Origin of the sequence: Gilliamella sp. B2785, from assembly GCF_026537005.1 — a bacterium.
Taxonomy (GTDB): domain Bacteria; phylum Pseudomonadota; class Gammaproteobacteria; order Enterobacterales; family Orbaceae; genus Gilliamella; species Gilliamella apicola_E.
In genome coordinates this window covers 445,076-464,404 of the sequence record NZ_JAFNNC010000001.1, presented here as the reverse complement: position 1 = coordinate 464,404, position 19,329 = coordinate 445,076, and the positions used below count along the sequence as shown (strand labels likewise).

General features: G+C 32.2%; 19 protein-coding genes. 15 read left to right on the top strand and 4 right to left on the bottom strand.

Annotated elements, in window-relative coordinates:
• Genes J3U24_RS02105 through celB form a run of 3 tightly spaced genes read left to right on the top strand, consistent with a single transcriptional unit; the run spans position 1 to position 2,215 of the window.
• Positions 1-342: a PTS cellobiose transporter subunit IIA gene (locus tag J3U24_RS02105; RefSeq protein WP_065563080.1), complete on the top strand. Its 342-nt coding sequence runs from the start codon at positions 1-3 to the stop codon at positions 340-342.
• An 11-nt stretch (positions 343-353) separates the two neighbouring features.
• Positions 354-851 carry a hypothetical protein gene (locus J3U24_RS02100; protein ID WP_065563079.1) on the top strand — a complete coding sequence of 166 codons (498 nt, stop codon included), beginning with the start codon at positions 354-356 and terminating at the stop codon, positions 849-851.
• A gap of 14 nt (positions 852-865) precedes the next feature.
• Positions 866-2,215: a PTS cellobiose transporter subunit IIC gene (gene celB / locus J3U24_RS02095; protein ID WP_267337484.1), complete on the top strand. Its 1,350-nt coding sequence runs from the start codon at positions 866-868 to the stop codon at positions 2,213-2,215.
• Between the two features lie 118 nt (positions 2,216-2,333).
• On the opposite strand, the gene rplI is transcribed toward celB, so the two are convergent.
• From rplI to rpsF, 4 genes are read right to left on the bottom strand one after another with little or no spacing between them, the layout of a single operon-like run.
• Positions 2,334-2,783: a 50S ribosomal protein L9 gene (gene rplI / locus J3U24_RS02090; protein WP_065563077.1), complete on the bottom strand. Its 450-nt coding sequence runs from the start codon at positions 2,781-2,783 to the stop codon at positions 2,334-2,336.
• Between the two features lie 22 nt (positions 2,784-2,805).
• The gene (gene rpsR / locus J3U24_RS02085) at positions 2,806-3,033 is read right to left on the bottom strand and encodes a 30S ribosomal protein S18 (RefSeq protein WP_025314965.1); all 228 of its coding nucleotides are present in this window, start codon (positions 3,031-3,033) and stop codon (positions 2,806-2,808) included.
• A 4-nt stretch (positions 3,034-3,037) separates the two neighbouring features.
• Positions 3,038-3,349: a primosomal replication protein N gene (priB, locus tag J3U24_RS02080; RefSeq protein ID WP_065563076.1), complete on the bottom strand. Its 312-nt coding sequence runs from the start codon at positions 3,347-3,349 to the stop codon at positions 3,038-3,040.
• Positions 3,333-3,716: a 30S ribosomal protein S6 gene (rpsF, locus tag J3U24_RS02075; RefSeq protein WP_034882519.1), complete on the bottom strand. Its 384-nt coding sequence runs from the start codon at positions 3,714-3,716 to the stop codon at positions 3,333-3,335. Before rpsF ends, priB begins: the two co-directional genes overlap by 17 nt.
• 358 nt (positions 3,717-4,074) lie before the next feature.
• Between rpsF and hinT the strand changes: the two genes are divergently transcribed.
• The 12 genes from hinT to J3U24_RS02015 all read left to right on the top strand — a co-directional run bounded on the left by hinT (position 4,075) and on the right by J3U24_RS02015 (position 19,302).
• Positions 4,075-4,422 carry a purine nucleoside phosphoramidase gene (gene hinT / locus J3U24_RS02070; protein ID WP_267330180.1) on the top strand — a complete coding sequence of 116 codons (348 nt, stop codon included), beginning with the start codon at positions 4,075-4,077 and terminating at the stop codon, positions 4,420-4,422.
• A gap of 5 nt (positions 4,423-4,427) precedes the next feature.
• Positions 4,428-5,033 carry a penicillin-binding protein activator LpoB gene (locus tag J3U24_RS02065; RefSeq protein ID WP_267337486.1) on the top strand — a complete coding sequence of 202 codons (606 nt, stop codon included), beginning with the start codon at positions 4,428-4,430 and terminating at the stop codon, positions 5,031-5,033.
• Entirely contained in the window at positions 5,033-6,079 is a 1,047-nt protein-coding gene (nagZ, locus tag J3U24_RS02060; protein ID WP_267337487.1) for a beta-N-acetylhexosaminidase, read from the top strand. The genes J3U24_RS02065 and nagZ overlap by 1 nt, the downstream gene beginning before the upstream one ends.
• Positions 6,060-7,310, top strand: a complete 1,251-nt coding sequence (locus J3U24_RS02055) for a sigma 54-interacting transcriptional regulator (RefSeq protein WP_267337488.1) — start codon at positions 6,060-6,062, stop codon at positions 7,308-7,310. The genes nagZ and J3U24_RS02055 overlap by 20 nt, the downstream gene beginning before the upstream one ends.
• A gap of 197 nt (positions 7,311-7,507) precedes the next feature.
• On the top strand, positions 7,508-8,527 hold the full coding sequence (locus tag J3U24_RS02050) for a glycosyltransferase family 9 protein (protein ID WP_267337490.1): 1,020 nt from the start codon (positions 7,508-7,510) through the stop codon (positions 8,525-8,527).
• 848 nt (positions 8,528-9,375) lie between these two features.
• Positions 9,376-10,569, top strand: coding sequence for a glycosyltransferase family 9 protein (locus tag J3U24_RS02045; RefSeq protein WP_267337491.1), 1,194 nt, complete (start codon positions 9,376-9,378; stop codon positions 10,567-10,569).
• 251 nt (positions 10,570-10,820) lie between these two features.
• On the top strand, positions 10,821-12,032 hold the full coding sequence (locus J3U24_RS02040; protein ID WP_267337492.1) for a glycosyltransferase family 9 protein: 1,212 nt from the start codon (positions 10,821-10,823) through the stop codon (positions 12,030-12,032).
• Between the two features lie 20 nt (positions 12,033-12,052).
• Positions 12,053-13,531, top strand: a complete 1,479-nt coding sequence (rfaE1, locus tag J3U24_RS02035; RefSeq protein WP_267337493.1) for a D-glycero-beta-D-manno-heptose-7-phosphate kinase — start codon at positions 12,053-12,055, stop codon at positions 13,529-13,531.
• A 196-nt stretch (positions 13,532-13,727) separates the two neighbouring features.
• Positions 13,728-15,464 carry a lipid A export permease/ATP-binding protein MsbA gene (msbA, locus tag J3U24_RS02030; protein WP_267337495.1) on the top strand — a complete coding sequence of 579 codons (1,737 nt, stop codon included), beginning with the start codon at positions 13,728-13,730 and terminating at the stop codon, positions 15,462-15,464.
• Between the two features lie 28 nt (positions 15,465-15,492).
• Positions 15,493-17,262: a lipid A ABC transporter ATP-binding protein/permease MsbA gene (msbA, locus tag J3U24_RS02025; RefSeq protein ID WP_267337496.1), complete on the top strand. Its 1,770-nt coding sequence runs from the start codon at positions 15,493-15,495 to the stop codon at positions 17,260-17,262.
• Positions 17,263-17,413: 151 nt separating this feature from the next.
• Positions 17,414-18,361, top strand: coding sequence for a glycosyltransferase family 8 protein (locus J3U24_RS02020; protein WP_267330190.1), 948 nt, complete (start codon positions 17,414-17,416; stop codon positions 18,359-18,361).
• 29 nt (positions 18,362-18,390) lie between these two features.
• Positions 18,391-19,302, top strand: a complete 912-nt coding sequence (locus tag J3U24_RS02015; RefSeq protein WP_267330191.1) for a hypothetical protein — start codon at positions 18,391-18,393, stop codon at positions 19,300-19,302.
• Positions 19,303-19,329 lie beyond the last annotated feature (27 nt).

Below are 19,329 nucleotides of genomic sequence, written 5' to 3'. Positions count from 1 at the left end.
ATGACTGACATAATGAGCTCGGAGGATATTCAAATTACTGCTTTCAATATTATTTTGCATAGTGGTAATGCCAAAACCAAAATTCACCTTGCATTTAAAGCGATGAGAGAGGCTAATTTCGAACAAGCAACGCAGTTACTTGAAGAAGCCAATCATGAGATTTTAGAAGCACATAAATCTCAAACTGAATTGCTTCAATCTTATGCAAGTGGCACTAAAATTGAGATGGAAATCATTATGGTTCATGCTCAAGATCATTTGATGACGACGATGACATTGAGAGAAATTGCTATTGAGATGTCCCATCTATATCAACAAACATATAAGTTATCAAATCAATAAAGAGGTTTGAGATGAATACACCACTAGAAAGCCAACTTAAATTACATAAAAAAGTTAGTTTGACTAACCTCTATTTTAATCGCTTTTTAGCGGTTCGTTATGCTACAGCATTTTTTTTGTTTATAAATCTCTATTGGGCAGTTTTTTTGATGGGAAGTTTATCTATAGCTATCGTGCTACCTATTATGCTCATAATACTTGCTACGCTAACCAGTTTTGAGCAAATTAAACTTTATCGAAATCATAAAAACCATCTACGCTATGCAAGTTTATTTTATCAAATAATGTTGATATCTATCATTGCGTTAATTGTTTCGATATTCACTCCATTATTTCACTTTTTCTTTCCATTCTTAAAAAATTCACAAGAGGCCATAAACATACTATTGGGAATAATGTTAACAAGTTTAGTTTTTACAATTCTTATATTAATAAAATTGAAAAAAATCGAACGTAATGAGGATAAACATTTTAAAAGAATTCAAGCTTATCAAGAAATCATTAATTAAATGAGGAAAACAAAATGAATACCGGATTTGTGTTGCTACAAAAATATCTAATGACTCCGATGGCTAAAATATCGCAGTTTAAGATTGTAAGGGCAGTAATGGCAGCGGGGATGGCATCAGTTCCTTTTTGTATCGTTGGGTCAATGTTTTTAGTATTTAATACATTACCAATGACATTTACTGGATTAGAAACTCTTTTCCAAAATACCATTTTCAAAGTAAGCGATCTTTATATGATTGCGAACACAGCGACAATGGGAATATTGGCGCTTTATTTTAACATTGTAGTTGGTTATGAATTAACCAAAATTGAGGAAGAAGAAACCGGTTTAAAAGTGAATGCGCTTAATGGTGCTATGTTATCAGTATTTGCTTTTGTTATGACTTTACCGGAATTAGTTCTACAAAATGGTTCTATGGTATTACTTAGTGACCAAAGTGAAGTCTTCAATGGATTACGATTACAACCATTTGTTTTCCGATTAGGTACTTCGGGTATTTTTATTGCAATAGTAATGGCTATTGTGGCAACTCAACTTTATTTCCTCTGTGTACGTCGTAACTGGGTGGTTAAAATGCCTGAAACCGTTCCATTAGGTGTATCACGCTCATTTACTGCACTAATTCCAACCTTTGTTATTGCTTTTACAGTTATTATTTTAAACGGTATTTTAATTTTCTTTGGTACTGATATTTTCGATATTATTGGTGTTCCATTTACCTTTGTAACCAATTTGACTAAAAGCTGGCTTGGTATTATGGTCATTTTATTTTTAATTCATGCGCTTTGGGTTGTAGGTATTCATGGTGCAAGTATCATTGGTGCTTTTATAACACCAATAATGCTGGCTAATATGAATGAAAACGTTGGTGGTGCTCATATTCCATTTGCGGGAGAGTTTAACAATTCTTTGGTTATTTTAGGTGGTTCAGGTTCTACACTTCTTATGACATTCTTTATTGCTTTTTGTGCTAAGTCGAGTCAATTGAAAATTTTAGGTCGAGCCTCAGCAGTTCCTGCAATCTTTAATATCAATGAGCCAATTATTTTTGGTATGCCGATAGTTTATAACCCATATCTTGCCATACCATTTTTATTAGCGCCAATGGCTTGTGGTACTTTAGGTTATTTTGCTATAAGTAGTGGTTTTATGAATCCTATTATTGCGCTAGTGCCTTGGCCATCACCAATGGGATTAGGGGCATTTATTGGTACCGGCGGTGATTATCGTGCTATGTTTGTTGCGATACTTTCAGCAATATTAGCTTTGGTGATTTATTTGCCGTTTGTCAAAATGTATGACAATAAACTTTATAAAGAAGAACAAGTAAAATCAGAAACAGAAGTTCAAACTGAGGAATAAGTCACGAAATCGTTTAATGAATTATTCTTGTTAAGGTAGTAATAGATAGAAAAAATAAATTGATATAATAAAAAACCCGTTATAGTAAACGGGTTTTTTTATTGCTATTATCTGATGATTATTCAGGAATAATCTCAACAATAATTTTAGCAAAAGCTTCGCTATGTACTTGGAATAACACTTCGTGTTCACCAGTAGTACGTAATACACCATTTGGCAGGCGAACTTCGCTTTTTGATACTTGAATACCACGAGCTTTAACTGCATCAGCGATATCACGAGTACCAATTGAACCGAATAGACGACCTTCATCCCCCGCTTTAGAAGTAATAGTTACTTTACCTAATGCATTGATTTCAGATACGCGCTCTTCTGCGGCTTTTAACGTTTCTGCTAGTTTTGCTTCTAATTCAGCACGACGCGCTTCAAAGAATTCAATATTCTTTTTAGTCGCAGGTACTGCTTTACCTTGTGGAATTAAAAAGTTACGAGCATAACCCGCTTTAACATTAACTTGATCACCTAAGCTGCCTAAATTAGCAACTTTATCGAGTAGAATAATTTGCATTATATGTTCCCTCTGTTGCTAATTACTGATGGTTGTCAGTATATGGTAATAATGCCAAGTAACGAGCGCGTTTGATAGCGCGAGCTAATTGACGTTGATATTTTGCGCTAGTACCAGTGATACGGCTTGGTACAATTTTACCACTTTCTGTGATATAGCTTTTTAATAAAGAAACATCTTTATAATCAATTTCTTTAACGCCTTCTGCTGTAAAACGGCAGAATTTGCGACGACGGAAATAACGTGCCATTTGGCTATTCTCCTAATAGTTTAATTTGGTCAGCATGTAAAACTAATTGACTGGTTTTATCTCGTTTAGTATGTGTGCTGATAAAGCCACTTACTAATACTTTGCTGCCTTTTTTAATACTGTAACTTAACTCTTGTTGTCCACTGACAATAACTGGCATTGTGCACCATGCTTGTCTTGGGAATCCTGCTTCGATTTGTTCAGAAACGTGTTCTAAATAAAACTGGCAGTGTAAAATCCCACTGGGACTCATTTTTTTTATCGGGGTTTTGGTAACCAAACCCGACAAAACTAAACGATTATTCTTCTGAATCATCGTCCATGTTTACATCGCTATAATCTTCTTCTGAACTACGACGTTCATCTTTAGCTTTTAGCATAGGTGATGTTTCAGTTACAGCGTGTTTTGTGCGCATAATTAAACTGCGAATTACTGCATCATTGAAACGGAAGTTATCTTCAAGTTCATTGACTGCTTCTTGAGTAGCTTCTACATTCATTAACACATAGTGTGCTTTATGCAGTTTTTCGATAGGATAGGCTAATTGGCGACGACCCCAATCTTCTAAACGATGGATTTTTCCACCATCAGTGGTTAATGTACCAGTATAACGTTCAATCATACCAGGTACTTGTTCACTTTGATCTGGGTGAACCATAAATACAATTTCGTAATGACGCATTATCGCTCCCTACGGATTAATCAGCTTTCTGTCGGGGCAACCGCAACCCATTGAAAGCAAGGAACATGAAAATTAAGCGGTTGAAATCGACGGCGCATTATATATCAAATTAATCTCTTTAACAAATGAATAAGTTATAAAAATACGATTTGGCTATTTACGAGGAAAATATAGTCTTAATCATCAAAAAAACGGCTACTAGCTCCCTCAAAAACCCCGTTCCTCAACTTTTTTTATCAAAATATGAAGCGTAAATATAAAAATGTAACGATATCTATACATTTTTGTCATTAAAGTATGCTATTCTTAACAGAATAAAAATTTAAAATTAATAGCTATTTTTTTAGGGAGTGTTTATATGGCTGAAGAAACCATTTTTAGTAAGATTATTCGCCGTGAAATTCCTTCTGATATTGTCTTTCAAGATGATAAAGTTACTGCATTTCGAGATATTTCGCCTCAAGCTCCTACACATATCTTAATTATTCCCAATAAATTGATTCCAACCATAAATCATATAGAAGCGTCTGATGAAGCTTTGCTTGGTCATATGGTGGTAGTGGCAGCTAAAATTGCCAAGCAGGAAGGTATTGATGAAAGTGGTTACCGTTTAATTATGAATTGTAATAAGGATGCGGGACAAGAAGTCTTTCATATTCATATGCATTTATTAGGCGGTAAAAATTTAGGGCGATTAATAGGTTAACTTATATGAAACAGTTTAAACGTACCGCAGTAATTAGTATGCTAGCTTTAAGCTTGGCTGGTTGTCAACTTTTAGGTTCTAATCAAAAAACTGAAGTTAAAGCCCCAATTGAAACACCGAGTGATCCAGGTGTAGTAGATACGCCTCCACAGATTGCAAAGACAATTGATTGGAATACAATTTTATCACCACTTGTAAATAAAATAATGCAATCTTCATCCTCAATTGAAGGCAATAAAGTTTTGTTGATTAGTGATATTCAAAATCGCAGTGGAGATTATTTAGCAACAAATCAGGTTGATGAAACGTTACATAGCTTAATGAATAAACAAAATCTTTTTACTGTCGCTGATAGGCAATCTATCAACCGAGCCAAACAAGCATTAGGTATTTCGGCTGATGATAAACTTGTATCACGAAGCAAAATGATAGGCTTAGCAAAATCAATGAATGCTGGATATGTGCTTTTTACTACACTTTATAAATCTCCATCAGAAAATGATAATGCAAACCTTTCTATGGAGTTACTTTCAACGCAAACTGGTGAAATTTTACAACGGGTAACATCAAAAGATATGCCATCGAATAATGTTCAAGGGGCTGCGGAATAATGGGGCCTTTATTGATTGATGTGCAAGGAACATCGTTAACTAATGATGATGTAAAGCTTCTACAAAATCCGTTGGTTGCAGGTATCATCTTATTTAGTCGTAATTACGAAGATCCAGAACAATTAACTGAACTTATTAAACAGATTCGTGCTACCACATCTGAGCGTTTATTAATTTCGGTCGATCATGAGGGGGGGCGAGTTCAACGCTTTAAAAAAGGTTTTACCCATATTCCTCCTGCTCAATCATTCGCATTGCTTAATGATATCGAAAAGGCTAAATCATTGGCCTTCGATGCTGGCTGGTTGTTGGCTATAGAATTGATTGCCTACGATATCGATCTTAGTTATGCGCCGGTATTAGATTTAGGCCATGAGTGTTTAGCAATAGGTAGTCGATCCTTTCATTCAGATATCAATATTGCTTATCAAATTGCATCATCTATGATTGATGGTATGCATTGTGCAGGGATGAAAACAACGGGTAAACATTTTCCAGGTCATGGTCATGTGATTGCTGATTCTCATAAAGAAACACCAATAGATCATCGCTCTAAAGCACTTATTGAAAATGATATGCAGATCTTTGCAAAATTGATCGCAGAAAAGAAACTTGATGCTATTATGCCCGCTCACGTTATTTATCCTGAATTTAATGATAAACCAGCCAGCGGATCAGCATTTTGGCTTAAAACTGTATTACGTGAACAATTACATTTTAATGGCATTATATTTTCGGATGATTTATCAATGGAAGGTGCAGCGATTTTAGGTAATCATGCTCAACGAGCAGAAGCTGCACTTAATGCTGGTTGTGACTTATTATTGGCATGTAATAACCGCAATGGCACATTAGCTATTTTAGATGCGTTGACTAATTTAAATAAAAAACAATCATTACTAACTGATAAAGCAAAACAGTTATTGACGACAACTAAAATCAATTGTGTTGACTTAATTAATAGCCATGAGTGGCAAGTTCGTCATAACAATTTAATGAAGTTAAATGAAAAGTGGGAAAATTATAATGCAAGCAGCCATCATTGAAATCGATAATAATTCAAAACTGTTGGCTTATAATAATGTAGCAAAAGCGCTATTTTCTATTAATTTATTGAATTTAAATCAAAAATTTGATTATCAAAATGTATTTAATTTGGATGCAGCGTTCAATTTAGCTCAGCATGATGATGCTATTATTGTTTTAAATTCGCAGTATTTTTTATTGCAAAAAGTCCGTGAATCATTCAAAATTACTTTTGTTTTACAACCGGTTGAATATTTAAAAAGACGACTATCAAAAATCAATGTTGTTGGCAGTCATGCTTTTGATATTTTCGCCGTTCAAAGTCAAGCTATGCAAAAGTTGATTGCTCAAGCTAAAGCATTTTCGGTGCAACGAGAACCATTACTAATCACTGGTGAAACTGGGACTGGTAAAGATTTATTAGCTAGCGCATGTCACCAATATAGTCCTAGGGGTGATAAAGCTTTTTTAGGTTTAAATTGTGCAGCAATGCCCGATGATGTTGTTGAAAGTGAACTTTATGGACATGCAGCAGGCGCTTATCCCGGAGCAGTTGAAAGTAAAAAAGGTTTTTTTGAGCAAGCAAATGGTGGTTCTGTATTACTTGATGGCATTGATGAGATGTCATTCCAAATGCAAACCAAATTATTACGTTTTATTAATGATGGATATTTTCGAAGAGTAGGTGACGATAACGAAGTTTACGTTGATGTTAGAATCATCTGTGCGACTAAAGTTGATTTAGCTGAGTTGGTGGAACAAGGAAAGTTTAGGAAAGATCTTTATTATCGCTTGAATGTATTGTCTTTAAATTTACCTTCACTAAAAGAGCGCAAGGATGACATAGAACCACTTACTCATATTTTCATTGATGAATTTGCTAATAAGCAAGGTATTATCCCGCCAAAAGTGAGTCAGGATGTTATTCCTTACTTAACGCAATACTCTTGGCCAGGTAATGTAAGACAGCTTAAAAATGTACTTTATTCCGCATTATCTCAATTGACATCATCACAATTAACAGTAAAAGATATTGTTCTACCTACGATAACTTCGACCCAAGTTTCTTGGATCAATGATATCGAAAATAAAACACTTGATGAAATGACCAAACAATTCGAAAAAAAGATTTTGTTACAGTTGTATTATAACTATCCGAGTTCGCGCAAACTCGCGAAACGTTTAGGCGTTTCACACACATCAATAGCCAATAAGTTACGGAATTATGGCATTAATCGAATAGATGATTAATTTATAAAAATAATAAAAGAATAAAATAATAATGATTGATTTGTTTTAAAAGATGAAATTGCTGAAACATTTATTATGGAAAATTGACGAGATAATAAAGAATGATTAATTCCTTCAAACAACTTAATCGATATAGAAATTTTTTAATTAAAAAAATTAAGAATAATTTCAAAACAAATCAACTTAATAAACGAAAGTTGAAAAATACTGTATTTGATGCGGATAATTATCACTCAATATTAATTGTCATGTGCGATTTTGGTATCGGTGATGCAATTGTTGCTTCTTTTCTTATTAATCAGTTAAGACGGAATAATTATCAAGTGAATGTTGTTGTGGATGAACGGTTAAACTTCTTATTTAATGGTTTCATTGAAGTCGACAACGCCTACTTTTTTAATAAAAAAAAGATAAAAAAATTTTGTAAAACCGAAAAGAATATCAAGATAGATCTTGCTATTGATCTTTATGATGAAGGTGATAATAGTCTTAGAAGGGTTGAACTTATCTCATCTTTTAACCCTACGCATACCATAGGGTTTAATCAATATAAATTCTTACAATATGATACTTCAATTGACTTTAACGAGGTGAACGCTCATATCACTAAACGAAGCTGTATGATTCTAGATCTTCTGAAAATTAGTTATAATTGTGTTCAATATCATCTTAATATTTATCATGATGAATTATTAACAGCCAAAAAGTTTATTGATGAAGTGTGTAATGGATCGGATAAATTTATTATTGTTTTTAATCCGTTTGGATCGTCTGAAGCGAAAAGTTTTTCGCATGAACAAATAACAAAAATTAATGCTTTTTTATCACAACAAAAAAATTGTACTACCATTATTGTCGGAGAACAGAAGCAAATTTGTGGTATTGATGAATTACCGAATATTCATCTTAATAGAAATCCATCTTTTATTGTGGCATCAGCTCTTGTTTCGCTATGTCATTTAGTCATCAGTGTAGATACATCAATTGTACATGTTGCATCAACTTATAACAAACCAATGATCGCTGTTTATAATAATCGTTATAATGCCGGTTTTAATCTAAATAAAGTTTGGGCTCCTATTGGAACGAATACTAAACTTTTATTTACACAAGAAAACAAGATTACAAAAGAAGGCGATCGTATTGGTGAATTAAATATCCAATTGATTATCGAGCAGATAAAAGAAACATTAAATAATTTCAGACCTTTAGTTTAATTTAAGTTTAAGCGTAATATACGCTATCGATAATTGTATAATTTTACGTAATGTGGGTTAAAATTGTTAAATAAATTAATCTTCTGCTTGCACGAACAAGTTTTAAAAAACATTATTTACCTACTTTCATTTTTAAATCAGTGACTAAATGTATAAACTCGTCGCCATCCGATATTGAGTTTATAAATATTAGTTAACTTTTTTATAAAAAAATAATGTTGACCAGTAATCAATTATTAAATATAACATTGTATTGTAAATTGTGTATTAAGTCTCAATAAAATCTTTTTTGTTGTGTAATAATCCCAAAATTTTTAATAGAGTGAGAGCTCTAAAATTTAGTGTAAATAAATAGAGATTGTTGAATTATAAATGAAATAAAGGCATCTTGTTTTAAATAGTTGGATTTGGAATAAACAATATCTTAAAATTCAAATAATTACTATTAATTTAATACTAATTTTGGTGTTTAAACAAGACTGATGTTATTTGACATATAATTGATAAGCGCACTTTATACGTCATATGATAATGTTAAACGATACAGTACAAAAAAATGAGTTTTATAGTACTTGTATGATTTGTATAAATTTTTCATATAATTAATATATATCAAACCTTTAACTTAAATATTAGTTAGTTTTACCAGCTAAATAATTGAATGTTTCAACCCAATTGCAAAATAGTACGTAGTAGAGATTAGAAAATTATAAACATGGTAAATTTTTAATACCATTAGCGTTCTGATGTAAACATGAAATAGCAACCCATTTAATTGATAGCGTTTATTAAATTACGAATTGTAATTGATGGAAAAATTCAAATTAATACATGAGGTAATATTAATTATGAGTTATCTTAAAGAGTTACAGAGAAAAGTTAATAAATATAAAATAAAATACAGTGTCAATAATAAGAAAATTGCACTTAAATTAATTTGGTGGAACATTGTTCAAATAATTAGTTTGAAAACCAGTAAAGATAAAATATCTAAGAAAAATCTAAATAAGATAGCCTTAATTTTATCAGGGGGTATTGGTGATATTTTAATTGGTTTTAATTACGCTTGCTATTTAAGAGAATATTTAAAGCCTAACAACATTATCATTGATATTTTTGTTAATAATGCCTCTATGGTGAAATCTTTAGATGGTGGGGATGAATTTAATATTTTTTCAGTCTTAGAACCAATAAATGATAGATATCTGTTGAAAATAGGATTAGTGAGATATCCACAAATTTTAGAAAATAATCTTATTTATTCAAAACACTCCAAAAATAAAAAATTGCTTAAACTTATTGACGTTTACAAAGATTTTTACAAGAAAAATTCCCGTTTTTTTGATTATTTACCTTTTATGGACGGCATGACTAATCAGTTTTCACTTATTAACGGACATAAAAGAATACAACAACCTGATATAGCTAATTTATTAAATATTAGCTGCAATTTTAAGTATACCCCTAAAATATTTCATGAAAACAGAATATTAAACAATTTAAGGCTCCAGCCGGGTAAATATATCACTATTAACAGGGGGGTTGATAATCAAGGTAATGTAACTGAGTCCACTAAACTGTGGAGCTTACACAATTATAATGCTCTAGTGAATCTTATTAAAATCAATTATCCAAATTATAAAATTGTTCAATTAGGCGCATCAACCGAACGATGTCAACTGATTGATAATGTTGATATTAACTTGGTTGGAGAAACATCATTAGACGCACTTAAAGTATTGCTTAAGCATTCTGTACTACATATTGATAGTGAAGGAGGTATGGTTCATTTAAGAAAGGCTTTAAATGGAGGGGTATCTGTGGTGATTTTTGGACCTACCTCTGTCGATTTTTATGGGTATGCAGACAATATTAATATTGCTTCTAAAGCTTGCCCATTTAGTTGCGAATGGTTAAATGAAACATGGGCAAAAACTTGCATCAATAGTCTCAACAAACATATCTGCATGAAATCTATAGATACAAATTTTGTTTTTGAACAAGTCATACAATTTTTAAACTATGATGAAAGTATAAATTAATTATTATCTATTGTCGCTTTATTGGAAAAGTCAAAGGCTAAACTAGCATAATTAAATAACACGATTGTTTACTCAAGTAATAAATATAATTACTTATTTATTCAGTTTTTTTGCTATAACAACAATTTTTATTATTAGAAATTTTTTCTAAAAATTTTCCTTTATTTTAAGGTATAATACTTCGCTCAAAAGCTAGGTTGATGTAAATATATTTTAATATTGAAATTATATGAGTAAATAAGAAATCAATTATGAACTATTTTGATAAATTACAGCAAAAAGTTAACAAATATAAATCCCTTTATTCCAATAAGTATAAAAAAGCTGCAATCAAATTGTTGTGGTGGAATTTGTGTAAACTTTTTGACTTTAAATCAAACAAGCAAAAATTTGATCCGATTACTAATGAACCCTATGATATTGAATATCGCTTAGATCGTTTATCTTTTTTCATTCCAGGGGGAATCGGTGATATTTTGATTGGTCTTAATTATTGTAGTTATTTATTAGAGTATTTGAAAGATGAAATCAAAGCCATTGATATTTTTGTTAAGAATACTAAATTAGTCAAAGAATTAATTGGTGAATCGTGTTTTAATATCTATCATGAAGATGAGTGGAATCAAGGTCGAGTAGCTTATTTAATTGATTTTAGAATAGATCGTTTTCCACTAATAGTTAAAAATAATTTAGTTTTACTCCCGTCAAATGTAAATTTGAAATTAAAAAAATTGGTTAAATTGTATGAAGAATTTTATCGAATAAATGATAAAATTGTAAAAGCATCGCCTAAAATTGACTCATTAAGTATTCAGTATTCAATAATAAATAATCAAAATAGATTGCAACAGCCAGATATTTATGGTTTTTTGAATATTGAACGCAACAATTATAAATTTTTACCAGTCGTATCTGATGATAAAAAATATCTAAAAGATCTGAAGTTAGCAGATACAAAGTTTATTACGCTTAATCGAGGTGTTGATGGAAATAATCTTGAAAGTGAATCCACAAAATTATATCCGCTTGAATACTATAATGAATTAGTCAGGCAGATAAAAATTAACTTTAAAGATTATAAAATTGTTCAATTAGGTGTTTCGACGAATAGGTGTCAGTTAATTAAAGGCACAGATTTAAATTTAGTTGGAAAAACGACCTTAAATCAGTTAAAAACTATTTTGAAAAATTCCATGTTACACATTGACGGAGAAGGTGGAATGGTTCATTTAAGAAAGTCTTTGCAAGGGGGTATTTCAGTCGTGATTTTTGGTCCTACTTCTGCAGATTTCTATGGTTATTCGAATAATGTAAATATTTCTTCCAGTGCATGTCCTTTAACATGCGAATGGATAAATAATAAATGGGCATCATATTGTATCAATAAGAACAATAATCATATCTGTATGAAAAGTATCAAACCAAATTCGGTTTTCGAAGAAATAAAAAAAATTTTAAAATAGCATAAACTGGAAATATCAATATGAATCAATTTTATTCTTACCTTTCTAGATTTAGAAATACTAAAGTAACGGTCATTGGGGATATTATGTTGGATCGTTTTTTGTATGGAACGGTAGAACGGATTTCTCCAGAAGCACCTGTACCCATTTTCAGATTGGATTATGAAGAGATAATGTTAGGTGGAGCAGGAAATGTGGCGGCTAATTTAGCGTCTCTTGGCTGTAAACCTACTTTTTTAGGATTTGTTGGTTTAGACTCAAACGGTAAGCTTGTTACCTCACTTTTAAAAAAAGCTGGTAGCCATAGTCATCTTTATCAATTAAAAAATCATCCAACTATTATCAAAACAAGATTTATAGCTAATCATAATCATTTACTTCGTGCGGATGCTGAAAAGCTACTTCCTTTTGTTCCTGAATTACTTCCTAAATTTTCTAAATTAGTTAAGCAAGCAATTAAGATGACCGATATTGTTTTGTTGTCGGATTACAATAAAGGTATTTTTAATCAAGAAACTACTCAGATGATTATTAATCTTTGTAATAAGTTTAATATTCCGGTTATTGTTGATCCAAAAGGTAATGATTATTCTAAGTATCGTGGTGCGACATTAATTAAGCCAAATATCAAAGAATTTTTTGATGCAACAGGTATTAAACTCAATCCTGATAGTCCACAATTTGATGATGAATTGAAACAAGGTGCTGATATTTTCTTAAAACAATATGGTATTAAAAATATTATTGTGACTTTAAGTGAATATGGAATGGCTTATATTTCATGTGAAAATAAAAATTTCATTGTCAAAATACCAACAGAAGCTAAAGAAGTTTTCGATGTTTCAGGCGCAGGAGACACCTCTTTAGCCACATTAGGTATTGCTTTAGGTGCAAAAGCACCAATTGCCGAAGCGATGCAATTAGCCAATATTGCATCAGGAATTGTGGTTGGAAAATTAGGCACAGCAACAGTTTCTTTTAATGAGTTAAAAGCAAAATTAACGACAAAAAAATGTGAAATTAAGTGTACTCGAACAAATAAAATTATCAGTTTATCCGATGCTAAGCCAATTATTGATGAATTAAAAAAACAAGGTAAAAAAATTGGATTTACAAATGGCTGTTTTGATTTGTTACACTTAGGGCATTTAAGTTCTTTGCAACAAGCTAAAAATGTTTGTGATATTCTCATTGTGGGAGTGAACTCAGACGATTCGATAAAAAAATATAAAGGTACTGATAGACCTATTCAAGATCAAAACACTCGAGCCACGTTACTGGCTTCACTCGAATTTGTTGATTATGTCATCGTATTTAGTGAAGATAATGCGTGTCATATTGTTGAAGAACTTCGACCTGATGTGATTGCGAAAGAAGGCTACACCATTGATAATTGGCCTGAAGCGCAAAAAGTAGTCAGTTATGGTGGCGAGGCCATTATTCTTGAACGTATAGAAGGTTATTCAACCTCTCAGTTAGTCGCTAAATGTAAAAAATAATCGACGATTCGGTGATATAAATGCATATCGAGCAGATATGCATTTTTTTTGATGCATAGATTCTATTCTATTTTCAATTAACGAAGTTTTATTGTAGGAATAATTAACTAAGACTCTTTTAAGCATTTATTAAACTAACGAGACATCGTTATTTGTAGTATAATACCTATTATTTTGATAATTTTTAATTAACTTTATGTCGGACAAATATACCTCTTGGAAAACACTTAGACTGCTTTGGCCTTTTGTTGCACCATACAAAAAAGCATTAATTGCGGCCGTGTTTGGATTGCTATTAAATGCCGCTACTGATGCTACGCTAATTTCTCTTACAAAACCGTTATTGGATCATGGTTTAATGGGGAAAAATTATTCGTTATTGATGATCATTGCTGGTTCGATCATTGGTTTAATACTGTTAAGAGGATTGTCAAACTACGCATCGACCTACTGTCTATCGTGGTTGTCGGGCAAAGTTGTCACCAAATTTAGGCAGTTAATCTTCAATCATCTTGTTAAAAGCCCCGTTAGCTTCCATGATCAGAGTTCTGTGGGTGACCTTGTGTCAGTTATCACATTCAATACACAACTCTTATCCAAAGCTTCATCTGATGCATTAATTATCTTGGTTCGAGAAATTACCTACGCCATTGGACTTTGTTGCGTCATGTTTTATGGTAGTTGGAAATTAGCATTAGTACTATTTATCATTGTTCCTTTAATCATTTTTATCGCACAATTTATTGCCAAAAAATTTAGAGAAACCATTAAATCGATGCAAAAAGGGATGGGTGAAATTACAATCGCTGCCGATGAAATGTTAAACGGTCATAAAGAGGTATTAATATTTAATGCCAAGGATTACGAAAAACGTAATTTTAGCCAGATAACTGATACAGTGCGACGTGGCGTATTAAAAATTGAATTTGTTTCAAGATTGTCAACGCCAATCATCCAGTTGATTGCAACTTTAGGTTTAGGGGGCATCTTGTATCTGGTTGCCAGTGAAAGTTTGGATATCACGCCAGGATCTTTTACCGTTGTATTTTCTGCTATGGTTGCGGTTATGCGCCCACTTCGTGAATTAACCAGTTTACATGTTGAATTACAAAAAGGTGCGGTAGCTTGTGAATCATTATTTGGGATCTTAAATTCACCTTTAGAAGAGGATGAAGGTAAAATTGAGAAAGATAAAGTTAATGGTAATATAGAGTTTAGACATGTTACCTATACTTATCCTACTCGAAATACACCCTCACTCAATGATATCAGTTTTACGATAAAAGCGGGGCAAACGGTTGCATTAGTTGGACGGTCTGGAGCCGGTAAATCCACCATAGCCAGTTTAATTCCTCGTTTTTATGATGTAACAAACGGCGAAATTCTGTTAGATTCGATTAATATAAAAGATTACACATTAAAATCGTTACGAAGCCAGATTGGATATGTATCGCAACGCGTGCATTTATTCAATGGAACAATAGCCGATAATATTACTTATGGAGAGAAAGGAAAACATTCTCAAGAAGCCATTATGCACGCTGCAAAATTAGCAAATGCTTTAGAGTTTATTGATAAATTAGAACAAGGTATTAATACTGAAATTGGTGATAACGGCGTATTGCTATCAGGAGGACAGCGACAACGGATTGCAATTGCCAGAGTTCTGTTACGTAATAACCCGATTTTAATTTTAGATGAAGCGACTTCAGCATTAGATAATGAATCCGAACGATTGGTACAGGAAGCCATTGAAATTTTGCAAAAAAATCGTACATCTATCATTATTGCACATCGATTATCAACCATTGAAAAAGCCGATCGAATTTTAGTTATTGATGAGGGAAAAATCATTGAAGATGGGAATCATGAATCACTTTTAGCGCTGAATGGTATTTATTCTCAAATGCATAAAATGCAATTTAATGCGTAATATCATTAATTTATTTATGAAGAACAATATGACTAAAAAACATCAACAAGAAAAGCATGATCTCGATAAAGATTCATCAACATGGCAAACGTTTTTGAAACTGTGGCCATATATTATTGAGCATAAACTCATTTTATTTGTCTCTGTATTATTACTTTTCTTAAGTGCATTTGCCGATACATCACTCATAGCAATATTAAAACCCCTTTTAGATAGAGGGTTTAGTGATGGTGATAAAAGTTTTTTATTTATGGCTCCCATCTATATTTTTGGGTTGGTTTTATTACGAGGTATAGCTAACTATGGCTATTCGGTTTCGTTAGCGTTTATCTCTGGTAAAATTGTTATGCGGATTAGACAAAGGTTATTTAACCATTTTGTCGATGCGCCGGTTAGTTATTACGATCAAAATTCGAATGGTCGATTATTGTCTCGCATAACTTACGATACCGATCAGGTAGCCTCGTCATCATCCGATGCTTTAATTATCATTATTCGTGAATCAGCGTTTATTTGTGGATTATTTTATACGATGTTTTATAACAGTTGGCAATTATCATTGTCACTGATCATCATTACTCCCATTGTTATTGGTTTAATTACGTTTATTTCTGTGAAATTCCGACGATTAGCTAAAAACATGCAAAATTCAATGGGTAATGTCACCATGTCTGTTGAACAAATGTTAAAAGGACATCGTGAGATCATCGTATTTGGTGCACAAGACGAAGAGTCGAACAATTTTGTTAAAATAAGTAATAAGTTTCGTCGTGACGGTATGAGACTTGTCTCTATTTCAGCGCTCTCTACCCCAATTGTTCAGTTAGTTATTTCATTTGCAATTGCTTTTGTTTTATTAACGGCAAGTAATCCAGATTTAAATATCACAGCGGGTGAGTTTACGGTTGTTTTTTCTTCCTTAGTTGCGCTTATGCAACCTATTAAAAGTTTGACTAGTGTGAATGCGAGTTTTCAAAAAGGTATGGCGGCATGTCAAACACTCTTTTCCATTTTGGAGCAACCTGTCGAAAAAGACACGGGTAAACTTAACATTGAGCGTGTAAAAGGGGATATTGAATTTAAGCATGTTAGTTTTGGTTATGAAACCCGACAACAACTTGCGATCCAAGATATTAGCTTTACTGTTTCGGCAGGAAAAACCGTGGCTTTTGTTGGGCGTTCGGGTTCAGGCAAAACGACGATCACAAATTTACTGACACGTTTTTATGATATTTCTGAAGGTGAAATATTGATTGACGGACATAACATTCAAGATTTAACCCTGTTTTGTTTAAGGAACCAAATTGGATTAGTCTCGCAAAATGTTTTTCTGTTTAATGATACCATTGCCAATAATATTGCATATGGTCGACTTGATCAGTATTCACAAGCTGAAATCGAAGCAGCCGCTAAAAAAGCTTTCGCTTATGATTTTATCATGAATTTTGAAAAAGGTTTTGACACAAAAGTCGGGGAAAGTGGAGTATTATTATCAGGCGGTCAACGCCAGCGAATCGCTATTGCAAGAGCATTATTGCGTGACAACCCTATTTTAATCTTAGATGAAGCGACCTCTGCATTAGATACGGAATCTGAACGTGCCATTCAAAAAGCGTTAGATGAATTACAAAAAGGCCGAACTTCTTTAGTGATTGCACATCGACTCTCAACGATTGAAAATGCCGATGAGATTCTAGTCATTGATGATGGACATATTATTGAGCAAGGTAATCACGCAGCTTTATTAGAGAAAAAAGGAATATACTTTAATTTATACACAGGTAAACAATTTCAATGAATTAAGTGAATGTAAACTATAATCAAAAGCTGTATTAGTAAAATCGGAAAAGTTGCTACTATTGGATTTTTGAGGGTAAAAAGAATAATTGCAAGATATTTAATTTAAAAATATTATTTGTAGTAGATGGTGAATCATGGAAATAATTTAGATGAACAAACATAATACGATAAACATCGCTTTTTGCTCAGATAAAAATTACTTAAAATATGTAGCGATAGCTATTCAATCAATTTATTTTAACAATATGAATAATGCGTTAAAATTTCATGTTTTTCTTAATGATGTCGAGCAAGACGATATTGATCAATTGAGTCGTTTAAGCTCAGACATTATCGTCTATCCTATACCTAAAGCATGTTTGGACAAATATGATAACGAACATGCGATAAAGCATCTTAATCGCTCCATGTTTATTCGACTACTTGTTCCCCGTTTATTAAATGGAAAAGTGGATAAATTAATCTATTTAGACGCTGACATACTTTGTTTCAAAGATATATCTGCAATAAATAATATCGACATCGATAATGTCGTGTGTGCGGCCTGTATTGATTCATTAAATAATGAAAACGTTTCTAAAAATATTCAACGATTAAACTTATCAACTACACATTATTTTAATTCAGGTTTTTTATATATTAATGTAAAAAATTGGAATGATTTTAACACCGAAGAGAAAGTAAATACCCTTTTATTATCGTATAAAGGTCAGTTGCGTTATCCTGATCAAGATGCGCTTAATATGGTATTACAAAATAATGTGTTAATCATTGATCCTAGTTGGAACTACTTATTCACATGGATTAATGAAAAAGACAAAGACAAGTTCTTTGAAACTGAAAAAAATTTACCTTCATTTATTCATTTTACAGGAGCTAGGAAACCTTGGTACCATGAGCATGTGGGGGTAGCCCAGAATTGGTATCTTTTTTATAAACATTTTACGCCATGGCGAGATAGTGGTTTAGACAGCTATCAAGATAAAATGAGACCAACTGATTACCGAGTCTATGCAAAAAAATTTCTTAAAAAAGGTCATTTATTGAAAGCCTTAAAATATGCATTGATGTATATTAAACTTAAAAACAAAAAATAAAATTAATAAAAATGAAATTAAGTGATGAATTGTTCAAAGTAATCTATCGACTAACGCATTCTAAGCGTTATAAACATAACCGTAAACGTTGGCCTCATGTCAAAATCTGTCGTGGGGACTGTGGCCAAATAGTCGATTTTGCTTATAAAGGGATCACTATTCCTATCATCGATCTTAAGTCATTAAAACATGCCTTTACCGGTCAATTAGTAATGGTTGCTTCTGGACCATCCATTAATCAAATAACGTTTAAACACTCTCCATCGGTTTTGACTTTAGGGGTAAATGGCTCATATTGTCTAAAGGACAAGATAAACTTCAATTTTTACGTTATCACGGATATTCACTTTTTTTCTCAACGACCTGAGATTGTAGAACAAATTATTGCTAACCCAGATCTTCTCTTATTTTTGCAAGTGGATGGTTTAGTGAAAATCATAAACCTTTTCGGTAACCAATCCATCTGTTGTAAAGTAGCGTTAATTGAAGATGCGTTCAAACTGACTTATCAACCGATCCAAACATTGACCGAAATTGAAAAAGATCCTACCCGAAATAAAAGTATTTACTTCTATCATAATGATCATCGGGAACATGAGCCGTTAGCCTTTGAGACAAATATTGTCAATGGCGTATTTCCGGCTAAAACTGTTGTTTATTGGGCGCTTCAAATAGCCGTTTACTTAGGTTTTAACCAACTTTATTTAGCTGGTGTTGATTTAAATAATTTCCATTTACCTCGATTTTATGAAACACCAGACAATATCACCTATTCACAATTAGCATCTGATTTTGAAAAAAATATTCTCCCTGCTTTTGAGCACGCAAGTTCTGTCATGAAAGCGTTAAAAGTAGAGGTTAAAAATATGTCTTTAGATAGTGCTCTTGATACGGATATTTTCGAAAAACAGGCTTATAACGATGTTTTTAATTCATTATAAGTGAGTAAGCTTACGCTATATAAACTT